The organism is Paenibacillus sp. MAHUQ-63 (genome assembly GCF_028765165.1).
GTDB lineage: Bacteria > Bacillota > Bacilli > Paenibacillales > NBRC-103111 > Paenibacillus_E.
In genome coordinates this window covers 996,119-1,008,649 of sequence record NZ_JARADB010000001.1, presented here as the reverse complement: position 1 = coordinate 1,008,649, position 12,531 = coordinate 996,119, and the positions used below count along the sequence as shown (strand labels likewise).

At 50.2% G+C, this 12,531-nt stretch carries 11 protein-coding genes; 10 read left to right on the top strand and 1 reads right to left on the bottom strand.

What is annotated here, in order from left to right; translation table 11 throughout:
* The first annotated feature begins 102 nt into the window (after positions 1-102).
* The 6 genes from PUT07_RS04440 (at position 103) to PUT07_RS04415 (ending at position 6,483) form a co-directional block, all read left to right on the top strand.
* Positions 103-1,044 carry a putative sporulation protein YtxC gene (locus tag PUT07_RS04440; RefSeq protein ID WP_274466582.1) on the top strand — a complete coding sequence of 314 codons (942 nt, stop codon included), beginning with the start codon at positions 103-105 and terminating at the stop codon, positions 1,042-1,044.
* 330 nt (positions 1,045-1,374) lie between these two features.
* Positions 1,375-3,309 (top strand): threonine--tRNA ligase, encoded by a 1,935-nt coding sequence (gene thrS, locus PUT07_RS04435; RefSeq protein WP_274466581.1) that lies wholly within the window; start codon positions 1,375-1,377, stop codon positions 3,307-3,309.
* Positions 3,310-3,487: 178 nt separating this feature from the next.
* The gene (locus PUT07_RS04430; protein ID WP_379239610.1) at positions 3,488-4,123 is read left to right on the top strand and encodes a 3D domain-containing protein; all 636 of its coding nucleotides are present in this window, start codon (positions 3,488-3,490) and stop codon (positions 4,121-4,123) included.
* 73 nt (positions 4,124-4,196) lie between these two features.
* The gene (locus tag PUT07_RS04425; protein WP_274466580.1) at positions 4,197-4,334 is read left to right on the top strand and encodes a hypothetical protein; all 138 of its coding nucleotides are present in this window, start codon (positions 4,197-4,199) and stop codon (positions 4,332-4,334) included.
* 171 nt (positions 4,335-4,505) lie between these two features.
* Positions 4,506-6,026: a methyl-accepting chemotaxis protein gene (locus tag PUT07_RS04420; RefSeq protein ID WP_274467457.1), complete on the top strand. Its 1,521-nt coding sequence runs from the start codon at positions 4,506-4,508 to the stop codon at positions 6,024-6,026.
* Positions 6,027-6,099: 73 nt separating this feature from the next.
* Positions 6,100-6,483, top strand: coding sequence for a hypothetical protein (locus PUT07_RS04415; RefSeq protein ID WP_274466579.1), 384 nt, complete (start codon positions 6,100-6,102; stop codon positions 6,481-6,483).
* A gap of 1,154 nt (positions 6,484-7,637) precedes the next feature.
* Here PUT07_RS04415 and PUT07_RS04410 read toward each other — a convergent pair.
* The gene (locus tag PUT07_RS04410; RefSeq protein ID WP_274466578.1) at positions 7,638-8,924 is read right to left on the bottom strand and encodes an ammonium transporter; all 1,287 of its coding nucleotides are present in this window, start codon (positions 8,922-8,924) and stop codon (positions 7,638-7,640) included.
* 270 nt (positions 8,925-9,194) lie between these two features.
* Between PUT07_RS04410 and liaF the strand changes: the two genes are divergently transcribed.
* From liaF to PUT07_RS04390, 4 genes are all read left to right on the top strand, one after another.
* Positions 9,195-10,313, top strand: coding sequence for a cell wall-active antibiotics response protein LiaF (liaF, locus tag PUT07_RS04405; RefSeq protein WP_274466577.1), 1,119 nt, complete (start codon positions 9,195-9,197; stop codon positions 10,311-10,313).
* A 9-nt stretch (positions 10,314-10,322) separates the two neighbouring features.
* On the top strand, positions 10,323-11,393 hold the full coding sequence (locus tag PUT07_RS04400; RefSeq protein ID WP_274466576.1) for a HAMP domain-containing sensor histidine kinase: 1,071 nt from the start codon (positions 10,323-10,325) through the stop codon (positions 11,391-11,393).
* On the top strand, positions 11,380-12,027 hold the full coding sequence (locus PUT07_RS04395) for a response regulator (RefSeq protein ID WP_274466575.1): 648 nt from the start codon (positions 11,380-11,382) through the stop codon (positions 12,025-12,027). The genes PUT07_RS04400 and PUT07_RS04395 overlap by 14 nt, the downstream gene beginning before the upstream one ends.
* Before the next feature lie 88 nt (positions 12,028-12,115).
* Entirely contained in the window at positions 12,116-12,529 is a 414-nt protein-coding gene (locus tag PUT07_RS04390) for a YugN family protein (protein ID WP_274466574.1), read from the top strand.
* Positions 12,530-12,531 lie beyond the last annotated feature (2 nt).

Sequence of the window (12,531 nt, the reverse complement as noted above, 5' to 3'; positions counted from 1 at the left end):
TAAAGAAAACTGAAAGGAAATGGCAATTGGATCTTTGTATATCTCCTACCTATCGACCATATACTCTTAAGAGGAGGATGTATAGATGGAAGGAGTGAGGACATGGATCTGTTTACAATAGTGATTATGAAAGCCGACGAGCCCAATATACGTTCATTAAGCGCCGCAATTGAACGTGAGCTGAAGCTTTTACATACTGTCCGCAAGGGTTGGAACATCGGGTACGAAACGTTTGAAACGCACGCAAGTATCCGTGTTGAGGCGAAGGCGACGGACCAAGAAGCTCTGTCCATCCGCAAACAAATGCTGCCTAGTCTTGCCGGTGTGCTGGCTGATCACATTATGACGGACAAGGAATCGGGCATATTGAGAAATCTGATCGTCAAAGATTTTAAATATGAAGCCATCGAAGACATTGAAGCGATTGAAGGATATTGCAAGCAGAGTCTGTACTCCGAAACCGGATTAGAGAACTCGCCTGCGCTGAATGGCTCCTTCGGCAGGCAGCGGCGCAAACAAGTGCTCGTCGAGCTGCTCATCCAGACGATGGAGGAGACACCTTCGTTCAGCTTGGACGGGTTTCTTCATTTCCGCTTGCAGGATTACTTGGACGAGCTGCGGGAAATCGCCGAGTATGCCATTGACGAGTATATGATGGACCGCCAATATCAGGAATTTATTTCTCTTTTGCAATATTTCGTGTATATTCAGGAAGCCAAAATCCCTGTTGCACACCTTATTCACAAAGGCGGGCACGAGTTCGTTATTCTTAACGACCGTCTGGAGCTGATCGATGCCAGTGAATTTGACGCAACCTTCAAGCTGGAAGTGCTGGAGAAGGATATCAATTTTGAAGATATGATCGTCAGCACATTGATTACGGTCTCTCCGGCAACGATTTATATTCACACGCGAGATCCCGAGGTGACCGTCATTAAGACGATCAGGCAAATCTTCGAGGACCGGACGACCGTGTGCTCGTATTGCCGAACATGCGATATTTATTTAGGGGAAGCCAAGAAACAGGATCAACTATCCCCTTGACCTTGGCCGACGAGCCAATTATAATAATGAGCGAAGGCGTTAGGAACAAAGACAACAACTTTCTGTAAGACCTGCTCAGAGAGAGGAGACTCGGCTGCAATCTCCTTCAGCGAATCAGATTGTTTACCCCTTTGTAGCCGTGTTGTGGAATATGCCCTGAACTGCGGACATTAGTATACAGCACCGGAATCATTCCCGTTATCGAATGCTGATGAGGATTCGCCATGTGCGGATCGAACTAGGGTGGAACCACGAGCTGAGCGCACTCGTCCCTTATGGGATGCAGTGTGCTTTTTTGCGTTCAATTCATATTTGGCAGGAGGAAACAACATGGTTGTACAAGTGAAATTACCGGATGGCGCAGTGAGAGAGTACGCAGTTGGAACGACCATCGAGCAAGTGGCGGAATCCATATCTTCCGGACTTAAGAAAAATGCGGTGGGCGGCAAAGTGAACGGGAAATCCGTCGATTTGTCCTTCCCTTTGGAGCAGGATGCCGACGTTGAGATTTTGACATTGGATACGGAAGCCGGCTTGGAAATGTATCGTCACAGCACAGCTCACTTGATGGCACAAGCGATCAAGCGCATCTATGGCGAGAAAGCCGTCAAATTGGGCATCGGGCCTGTCATCGAGGACGGCTTCTACTATGATATCGATTTGGATACTCCGCTGAACCCTGAGGATTTGGTGAAAATCGAGAAGGAAATGGAGCGCATCACGAACGAGAACTTGGCGATTACCCGCCGTGTTGTATCCCGTGAGGAAGCCATTCGCATTTTCACGGAAATGGAAGATCCGTATAAGCTTGAATTGATCCGCGACCTGCCGGAGGATTCGGTGCTTACGATTTACGATCAAGGCGAATTCTTCGACTTGTGCCGCGGACCGCATTTACCTTCCACCGGCAAGATCAAAGCGTTCAAATTGCTGAGCGTAGCGGGTGCTTACTGGCGCGGCGATGCGAAGAACAAAATGCTGCAGCGTATTTATGGAACAGCATTCCCTAAGAAAGCTCAGCTGGATGAGCACCTGCATTTGCTGGAAGAAGCGAAGAAGCGCGATCACCGCAAGCTGGGCAGAGAGCTCAAAATGTTCGCTTTCTCCCGCGAGGTCGGACAAGGCCTGCCGCTGTGGCTGCCGAACGGTGCCAAGTTGAGACGCACAATGGAACGTTACATTGTTGATCTGGAAGAGCGTTTGGGCTACCAGCACGTGTACACGCCTGTACTGGCGAACGTCGATCTGTACAAAACTTCCGGACACTGGGAGCACTACAGCGAGGATATGTTCCCGAAAATGGTCATGGACAATGAGGAGCTCGTTCTTCGTCCGATGAACTGCCCTCACCATATGATGGTGTACAAAAGCGATATGCGCAGCTACCGTGATCTGCCGATCCGGATTGCTGAGCTTGGCACGATGCACCGTTACGAAATGTCCGGCGCGCTGACAGGTCTTCACCGTGTACGTGCGATGACATTGAATGACGCGCATATCTTCTGCCGTTTGGACCAAATCAAGGAAGAGTTCTCCCGCGTTGTGAACTTGATCCGTCAAGTGTATGCGGATTTCGGCATTACGGATTACCGTTTCCGCCTATCCTACCGCGATCCGAAGGATACGGAGAAGTATTTCCAAGACGATCAAATGTGGGAAACGTCCCAACGCATGCTGCGCGAAGTTGTTGAAGAGCTAGGACTTCCGTTCTTCGAGGCTGAAGGGGAAGCGGCATTCTACGGTCCTAAACTGGACGTTCAGATCAAAACTGCGCTGAAGAAAGAAGAGACGCTCTCGACGGCGCAAATCGATTTCTTGCTGCCGGAGCGGTTCCAGCTGGAGTATACCGGAGAAGACGGCCAGAAGCATCGCCCGGTTGTTATCCATAGAGGAATCATCTCTACTATGGAGCGTATGACAGCCTTCCTGCTGGAGAACTTCGCAGGCGCATTGCCGACTTGGTTGATGCCGGTTCAAGCCAAAGTGATTCCTGTTTCTCCAGCTTTTGAGGAGTTTTCGAATAAAGTGACGGAGCGCCTGCAAGCTGCCGGCATTCGGGTAGAGGCCGACAACCGCAACGAGAAGCTGGGCTACAAAATTCGTGAAGCGCAGCTGGAGAAAATTCCGTACATGCTCGTCGTCGGTGAGAACGAAATGACGAATGACAGTTTGTCCGTCCGTAAACGCGGCCAGGGCGACTTGGGTACCCATCCGATTGACCAAGTTATCGGCATGATCAGGGACGAAATTAACGAAAAACATTAATACCATAAAAAGGAAGCAGAGAAGAGCCATTCTTCTCTGCTTTTTTTGTTTCAAAAAAAACCATTTGGGTATGAATAAGGGAGCGGATTTGGGACACCTTATACAGGGAGTCTGCATATGGAGGTTTAATTCTGGCATGAACTGGACAACCTGCAATAGTAGGGGAGGTATCAAAACGATGTTTACTGGCTTATTTACTCAACCCAAATGGCTCGGTACATGGATGATCATGATTGTGCTAATCGCGCTTTTCGGACAAGAGACAAGGAGTACGGGAGACACCGTAGCTCATATACAAGCGCCGCGTCAAATGGACGTTCCGGGGAAAGCGGGACCAGCTTCCGTGCCGGTCGCGCAAGAAACGAAGCAGCAATCCAACTACCGATACGTGCCGAAATTGGATTCGGACTTGTCCAAGCTCACAGCCGTTGAAGTAACGGCAACCGGGTATTACGCGGGCAAAGAGTCGACAGGGAAAAATCCGGACCACCCGGAATACGGGATCACCTATTCAGGGATCAAAGTGAAGCGCGACGATAAAGCTTTGTCGACGATCGCCGCCGACACGAAGGTGTTCCCGCTTGGTACGGTTCTGTACATCCCGGGTTACGGCTATGGCGTAGTGGCGGATACGGGCAGCGCCATCAAGGGGAAAAAGATTGACCTTTACTTTGACACGAAGGATCAAGTCTATAAAGAGTGGGGCAAGAAAACCGTCAAAGTTTTTATTGTCAAGCAGGGTAGCGGCAAGGTGACGGAGGTCATCTGGAATCAATTGAAGGATGAGATCATCACTTCGACCAAAGCGCTGTAGACCAAATTGGCGGAACATTTCCAACATAAAAACTCCTGAATGGGAAACCATATACATCAGGAGGTGATTGAAGATGAAGAACAAAAACAACAAGAACAGAAATTTGAGCTCCCAAACAGCTCAAGACGTAGAGTTTGCTTCGGAAAATACGGTCTCTAACAACCAGCAACAAAACAACAACCAAAATCAAAACCAAAACCAAAATAAATAATGCACACTTACTTATAGGAACAAAAGAGCAGGGGCCTTGAAAGGCCTCTGCTCTTTTGCTGCGGATAAAGCGGCTGACCGCTCGGTTTAATTTTCTTTTCATCCTCGCCTATTTTCGATATAATGTAGCAAAATCTAACATTTGTCCTTCTGGGGGGAGTGCCAGTTGCTAATGCAGGCGGAGACGAAACGGAAAGCTTGGTTCTACGGTCTAATTCTCATCGGTATTGCAGTAAGTGTAATCGCTTTATTGTCGGCAACGCGTTGGTTTGCGGCAGCAGGGGCGGCCGTTTTTGTGTTGGTGGGCGTGTTGGTTGCTGTTACGAATAAAGCGTCCAGCGTCTCGCAGCAAGCTGAGGTTGATAAACAGGAGCAGTTCCGCACGTTTATTCAGGAATCGCAGGTTGTCGCAGATCGATTGGCTGCAGCGGTGGAGGAAGTGAATCGTTCCATCGGACAACTGCTGTTCATTGCAGATGCCTCGATTCAAGGGGAAGAGGTTCTGAAGGCGCGCAGTAATCAAGCCGTCGGGCAGCTGCAGGAGGCTTTCGCGGCGATCCAGCAGGTAGCGGCGGCGGCCGATCAGATTCTGGATTCATCTCTACATATGCACCGAGAGAGCGAACAAACGAAGGATTCCGTCGTTGACGTATGCCGTTCCTTGAATGCGACGGATGAGGTGATGAACGATCTGCATGTCAACAATGACACGATGCAGCGAAAAATTCAGGATTTGACCGAGCATACGTCCAAAATTGAAGAGATCAACGTATTTATTGCGGAGGTCGTTTCGCAAACCTCGCTGCTGGCTCTCAACGCTTCTATTGAAGCAGCTCGAGCGGGCGAACAAGGGCGCGGCTTCTCGGTCGTTGCGCAAGAGATTAAGAAGCTGGCTGCTCAGAGCCATGAAGCGGTAACGAAATCGTCGGAGATTTTGGCGTCCATCGAAAGCGGCGTAGAGCAAGTCGTGGCTGCAGTCGCCGAGGAGAAGAAATCCGTCGCTCACGGGATTAATGAAATGAAGGTAATGAAAGAAAAGATCGACACGATTTTCTCGCTGATCCTTCATGTGAATAATCTTGTCGCGAGTACGGCCACCTCAACCAAGACGCAGTCTTCGCTGGCAACGGATACGAGGTCTTCATTAGGCCAGGTCGTGGAATTGATGAATGAGACGATGTCCAGTGTGGAGAATACGTTGGAACAGATGAAGAAACAGCGTCAGGAAGTTTCCATGCTGCAGCATATCAATCACAATCTTGACCGCTCCTCCACCGAGCTGATTCAAGCGATTCAAGCTGTCGGCCTGCAGAACAAGCAAGGATCGGCGAATGTGAATACGCAAGAGATGAAGCAATTGCTCAGCTCTCTAGTGCTCATACCTGACATCAAGTCATTGGCTGAGGAGAAGCATGCTGCCCAGTTAAGCGCGGTTTTGAACAAAACCGAGGGGGTTGAAGCAATTTGGTCCAATCGTGCCGACGGCACATTCATCTACTCGCTTCCTGAAGCCGGATTGGTCAATGCGAAGGGAAGAGAATGGTGGAAGCGCGCGATGGCAGGTGAGCTTTTCGTTTCGCAAGTATATGTGTCAGCTATTACGAAAAAACCGTGTATCACGCTCTCCAAAGCGATAATAGATGACATGGGAACCCCTGTTGGTGTCGTAGGAATCGATTTAATCTTGAAATAATGGTTCTCAAATCCGTTATTTTAGTGTAAAATAAGATTACTGTGATGAATGTTGACATGGGGAGACAGGTGAAATGACGATGCTGAATGCTATGCGATTGGACGGTAATTCTCAACGTACTCCACGGAAAGCCGCTGAGGTGTTTCCTTTCTTAGAAGCTTACATTGCCCGCAAAGAGCAGCAGGCTTTAGAGATTGAGCAAGTTGTCGAGCGATACGAAATGAAGAGAATGAAGGAAGAGCGTGCGTATCAGGCGATGTCGTCGCTTCGCCGCATGTTCACCGGCAAGAAACCTGACCACCATCTGGCCGTCGAGTACATTCATTATGTGAAGAAGCCGATGGAGCAAGTGAATAAGCTGCGTGCGGAGATTGCCCGTGCCAGGCAGATCATGAATGAATCCAAACCAGGCGACGTGATCACGATCCCGGATGATTTTGAAGATTTAATGTCTTGAATACATGGAAATGGAACCCTTCCTTTATGGAAGGGTTTTTTGCGTATGATGCGATAGGTATGATGCCAGCCGAGTGGTAGGCGTGGGTGCACACTATGCGCCGCGATGTAAGGCGTGTCCCTTACAAGATAACTCTAGCCCAGCTTTTCTGCTGCCGAATGGACTTGCGGAACGAATTACTCCAGTTAGAAAAAACAATCGTGAAGGGAAACGGCACTTTCACGAAAGTTAACAGGAGTTAGACCAGTTATTGTGATGAGAGGAGGGGGACAAGGTGGGAATAGCAGGAGTAATTAAATTCAGTTGCAATTTCGACGCGGGGGGATTTCGATGTTTTAACTGGATAAATTCAAAGTACGGGTGATACGATGCAAGGGGCGCTCCCTGAGCTAGCTTGTTTACGTGAAAGTAGCAATGTGGTTCTTGTGATGCAGCAGTGGATACCGAGCCCTCTATCAGGTTGGATACCCCTTCGCTCGTCCGCCTCTCCCCCCCCCTCCCCCGGGAGCATAGATGGAAAAACTCCCGTTACTCCACCACCTAACTCTCTTACAGAGTGAATAACTGGAATGTCTCCAGTTAATAACCAAACTAGTTGAACAAACGTGGCACTTTTGGCGGAATTAGCAGGAGAATTTCCAGTTGTGGCTGCAGCGCGAGGTGGATTTCGATGTTTTAACAGGAGGAATTCCAGTTACGGTGACCAGGGGTAAGGTTCGCTCTCTGAGCTAGCTTGTTTACGTCGAAAGTAGGTTGATCCCCTTCGCTCGTCCGCATCTCCGCCCCCGCCAGCGATATATGGGAAAACTCCCGTTATTCCGCTACCTAGCTCTATTACTGTAAGAATAACTGGAATGACTTAATTCAAGTTACGTGCTTCTGGAAGAGGAGCCGCAGCCGAAATGTGTATGATTATTCGGATAGAATCACCGGAAGAAGCGGCTAATAGCCGAAATGTATATGATTATTCGAATAGAATCACCGAAAGAGGCGGCTAAGCGCTGAATGTGTATGATTATTCGAATAGAATCACCGGGGGAAGCGGCTAAGAGCCGAATTGTGTATGATTATTCGAATACAAATACAATCGCTTTTGCACCCCCGCGCACACAAAAAAAGGTGCAGTTCACAAAAGGAACCGCACCTTCAACCAATTACCCTCGCTTCAATTGCTCCAAATCGAGAAATCCGTCCTCCTGGCTGTACGCCGGAACCCCGTGGCTCCCCACATCCAAGCCGACGAGCTCCTCGTCACGGCTCACACGCAGCGGCGTAATAAGCCCGATCAGCTTCATAGCGCCCCAAGTGAGAGCGAAGCCCCAAATACAAACCGTCACAAGACCCAACGCCTGAACACCGAGCAGCCCGAAGCCGCCGCCATAAAATAAACCGGCCGTTCCCTCGCGGATCGAATCGGGTTGGGCGAACAACCCGACTGCCAGCGTGCCGATGCTTCCGCTAATGCCATGGACGGGAAAAGCTCCGACAGGATCGTCGATTTGTTTGGCTTCCAGCATTTCCGTTGCATAGACCATGGCGATGCCGCAGACGGCGCCGATCAGAATGGCGGCGGCGTCACTGACAAAGGCGCAGCCGGCAGTGATGCCGACCAGCCCGGCCAACGCGCCGTTGATCACCATCGGCGGGTCCGCCTTGCGGTAGCGCAGCATCGTGAACAGGATGCACGTTGCGCTTCCCGCTGCTGCGGCCAGCATCGTCGTGACGGCGATGTGGCCGATCGACGTATTGGTGGCGCTGAGCGTGCTTCCTGAATTGAAGCCGAACCAGCCGAACCAAAGGATGAAGGCGCCTACGGAAGCAAGCGGAAGATTGGACGGCGGAACGATATTGGCCGAGCCGTTCTTCGAAAATTTGCCGATACGCGGACCGATAATAATGGCCGCCGCAAGTGCGGAGAAGCCGCCAAGGGCGTGAATGACGGCCGAACCGGCGAAATCGACCATCCCAAGCTTTCCGAGCCAACCGCCAACCGCCCATACCCAATGGCCCGCGATCGGGTAGATCAAGCCTGTCATAGCAATGGTGTATAGAATGTAAGCACGGAAATTGATTCGCTCTGCAACGGCTCCCGAAACGATGGAGATCACCGCGATGACGAAGGCGCATTGGAACAACCAGTAAGTCTCATGTGAGATGTTGAGCACGATATGCGACAAATCTCCTCCCATGAAGAAACCCGATGTCCCGATGAATCCGCCCGCATCCTTGCCGTACATAAGGGCGAAACCGATAAAATAAAAAATGAGTGCTCCGAAAGCGATATCAACAAACACTTTCATAATGATGCTTACCGCATTCTTCTGTCTGACAAAGCCTGCCTCAAGTAAGGCGAAGCCCCCTTCCATCAATAGAATCATCGCAGCTGTCAAAACCACCCAGATGGTATCTAGACCGCTGGAAAGCTGTTGGATTTGATCCATGGCATCATTTCTCCTTATAATGATAGCGTTCTAATGGAACAATTATACGGGTCTGATGATAAACATGTCAACGGAATGCGTAAGAATATATGACATAACGACTCAATTGTTCGTTTTTACCATTTCCGTGTTAGGTATTGTCTAATTTCTATTGAAAACTCAGTCTCCAGACCGAGGTGCGCTTCAATCCTTCGTCTCTTTTCATTCCCGTTCGTATCTTATAGACTAGAAGTAGCTTAACGACGATCTACACAAATGGAGGAAGAAAGTATGAATCCGCATCTGTTTCAGCGCATGATTTGGGGGCTTGTCCTCGTCACGGCAGGTATCCTTTTTTTACTTAACCAATTAGGGTTCATTCATGTTGATCTTGCTTATATCCTTTCCACGTATTGGCCTGTCATACTTATTTTTTACGGGCTGGTGGGGTTCATATGGCAGCGAAAGTATCATTGGGGAGGCTCGATATGGAGCTTGCTTATTTGTGGAGCCGGGACGATCTTTTTGCTGAAAAATTTAAATTTGACCGACCGGTCCATTGGGGACATGTTCAAAATATTGGCACCTGTCGCGCTGATACTGGTTGGCTTGAATGTGATTTTCCGTCCGGCACGCCGGGAGTCGCCGGATTGGACGGCGATGCGGGAAGCCAGAGATCAGGCGAGAAGAGAGAGACGGGAAGCAAGAAGACGGCAGCATGAGCAGCACCGTAACCCGTGGGACGCTTCCAACTGGCATGAGCCGAAGAAGCCTTCAGACCACACGGAGAAAGAGACAACCGATCATTTCTCGGGAAATGAAGCGAAGCATACGCTAAGCGATGAAGAGAAAGAGGTCCTGAAGGACATCCATGGTGAATTCCACCATAAGTACGCCGAGGAGTGGCTGGGAACGGAGTCCGGAACCAAGTCCAACTCCCCGGTCAAGTCCGCAGATCAGCCGAAGACACATGATCTTCACCGCCATGGACACCGGTATGGCGAGTTCGTCCGGAACTTCGATAACGGCGATGTGCTCCACCGTCACGGTTTCATCGGCGATGTGCATCTCGGCCAGGAAGCGTGGGAGCTGAAGCCCGTTCAAATCTCCCACTTCATCGGCGATTCCGTCATTGATCTTACCCGCGCTTCCATACCGCTAGGAGAGACGACGATCCATGTAACGGCTTTTATCGGCGATGTGAAAATTTTTATCCCGAACGATCTGGATGTCGAGGTCCGCGTCATGGCGAGTTCTTTCATCGGCGATATGAAAGTGCTTGACCGCCGCGAGAGCGGATTTCTGCGCAGCGTGAGAACGCAAACGTCGCATTACGAAGAAGCGGAGCGGAAGATTGTTGTGACCACGAGCATGTTTATTGGCGACATTACTATTAAAAAGATAGGGTAAGGATGAAGCATGTACAAATTGCGAATGTTCAATATGAAGTGGCAGCTGCTGAATTACTTTCTGATATCGAGTTTAATTACGGTTTCCAGTATCTTCATCGTGCTGGAATATTATACGCAGGAGCTTGCCTCATGGGAGTTCCGGATATGGTTCCTCATTGCCATTTTGGCGGTCTGCTTAACCGTCGGATATGTGGCGACCAAAAGATGGCAGCGCAAGGTTGATGAACTTCACGTAGCCATGCTCGAATTATCCAAAGGGAATTTCTCCAGCAGGGTGGATATCGAACCCGTTGAACCGTTCATGTATTTGTATGATGCTTTCAATCAAATGGCCGAATCGGTCGAAGAGCGCGTCCAACTTCTGCAGAAATTGGGCGAGGCCGAAGCGATGCGCGATCAGGAGCTCACGGAGAGCGCCGTGATGGAGGAGAGGCGCCGGCTTGCGCGGGATTTGCATGATACCGTCTCCCAAGAGCTGTTCGCCATTCATATGTCGGCATCGTCGCTGCCGAAGATTCTGGAGAGAAATCCGGATGCAGCGCCAACCGTTATGAATCAATTGATTCAAATGTCTCATCATGCCCAGAAGCAGATGCGTGGACTGATTTCGCAGCTTCGCCCGATCGAGTTGAACGACATGAGCTTGCAAGAAGCCCTGGAGAAGTGGTTTCCGGAATACTGCCGGACGCACGAGCTGCAGGGCCAGCTTGATGTTTCGCTGCACGATACGATCTCCGAAGCGATCGAGCATCAGTTTTTTCTCATTGTTCAGGAAGGTCTCGCCAATGTTGTGAAGCATGCTTCAGCCAAAGGCGTACGGCTAGCGATCTATGAAAGAGAACACCAGTATGTCCTGCAATTGCAGGATGACGGTCAAGGCTTCGAGCGCAGCGACATTCCTTCCGCTTCGCACGGGTTGTCGACGATGAGAGAGCGGGCGCAGAAGCTCGGCGGAGATGTTGAAATCGATAGTAAAATAGGAGCCGGCACACGAGTACGTGTTCGCATTCCGCGTTTCACGGGAACGTCGGGCGCCGACCATGGGGAGAAAGCGGGGAAGAAGAATGAGCAGCATTAAAGTGATGATTGTGGATGATCATGATATGGTACGGGTAGGACTTCGGACGTATATTTCGATGGAACCGGATATGCAAGTTGTCGGGGAGGCAAGCAACGGTCAAGAGGCGTTCGATAAGTTGAACGGTGAATTAGCACAGAAGCTTCCGGACGTCATTCTGATGGATCTGACGATGCCGGTGCTCGATGGCATTGGCGCCACGAAATTAATAAGCGGTAAATTTCCGCAGGTCCGCATCATTATGCTGACGAGTTTCCTTGAAGAAAGCAAGGTGCTCGAAGCGGTAGAATCCGGCGCGATCAGCTACATGCTGAAGACCGTTTCCTCCGACCAGCTGATTCATGCGATCCAGAGCGCTTACCGCGGCATGCCGGTCATGAACTCGGAAGTGTCGCTCGCACTGACCCGTGGCGTCAGACAACGCAGTGTCATGCCGGAGGAAGAAGGCTTAACTTCCAGAGAGAAGGAAGTGCTGCTGCTCATCGCCGAAGGCAAGAGCAACAAGGAGATCTCCGAGGAGCTCTTCATCAGTATCAAGACGGTCAAAACGCATGTCAGCAACCTTCTGATGAAGTGCGAATTGGATGACCGCACACAGCTTGCTATTTTCGCTCACCGCAAAGGATGGGTTTGATTTCGCAGGCAGCATTGGCACATAAAAACTACATTTTGGCACATTCTATGCGTAAGACAATTAAAAGAAGCGCTTAAGGAGTGTCGGCATGAAAACAATATCTTCATCATTGGAGCAGGTCAAAGAATCTTTCGACAGTGTGAGAGACCACCTGCATGAGTTCGAATTTACATTGGGTGGAAACTGGGATTACGATCACGGATATTTCGACCGGTATTTGGATGAAGCGCATAAGGTATGGCTGCGAATTCCTTTCCAGGTCGTGACCGGGCGAATCGAGGGCGATACGGAGGCGACGGATGCGATTGTCGAGGTCGGTACGCCTTTCGTCCTGAAGCATGTCTATAATGAAGGGCTGGATCATGAGGCGGAAGCGGAAACATACGGCGCCATGGTCGACCAGTTTCAAGCCCCGTTGGATCCGGATGCCCAGGTGGAAGACAAATGGGTGAAGGAAGCGGCCGGACTGCTCAAGAAGGTCGAACAAGCCTGGATCCACTAGCA

Bases quoted from the DNA above. Each gene is read 5' to 3' on its own strand.
- PUT07_RS04440 (WP_274466582.1), top strand. From the start codon at position 103: ATGGATCTGTTTACAATAGTGATTATGAAAGCCGACGAGCCCAATATA.
- thrS (WP_274466581.1), top strand. From the start codon at position 1,375: ATGGTTGTACAAGTGAAATTACCGGATGGCGCAGTGAGAGAGTACGCA.
- PUT07_RS04430 (WP_379239610.1), top strand. From the start codon at position 3,488: ATGTTTACTGGCTTATTTACTCAACCCAAATGGCTCGGTACATGGATG.
- PUT07_RS04425 (WP_274466580.1), top strand. From the start codon at position 4,197: ATGAAGAACAAAAACAACAAGAACAGAAATTTGAGCTCCCAAACAGCT.
- PUT07_RS04420 (WP_274467457.1), top strand. From the start codon at position 4,506: ATGCAGGCGGAGACGAAACGGAAAGCTTGGTTCTACGGTCTAATTCTC.
- PUT07_RS04415 (WP_274466579.1), top strand. From the start codon at position 6,100: ATGACGATGCTGAATGCTATGCGATTGGACGGTAATTCTCAACGTACT.
- PUT07_RS04410 (WP_274466578.1), bottom strand. From the start codon at position 8,924: ATGGATCAAATCCAACAGCTTTCCAGCGGTCTAGATACCATCTGGGTG.
- liaF (WP_274466577.1), top strand. From the start codon at position 9,195: ATGAATCCGCATCTGTTTCAGCGCATGATTTGGGGGCTTGTCCTCGTC.
- PUT07_RS04400 (WP_274466576.1), top strand. From the start codon at position 10,323: ATGTACAAATTGCGAATGTTCAATATGAAGTGGCAGCTGCTGAATTAC.
- PUT07_RS04395 (WP_274466575.1), top strand. From the start codon at position 11,380: ATGAGCAGCATTAAAGTGATGATTGTGGATGATCATGATATGGTACGG.
- PUT07_RS04390 (WP_274466574.1), top strand. From the start codon at position 12,116: ATGAAAACAATATCTTCATCATTGGAGCAGGTCAAAGAATCTTTCGAC.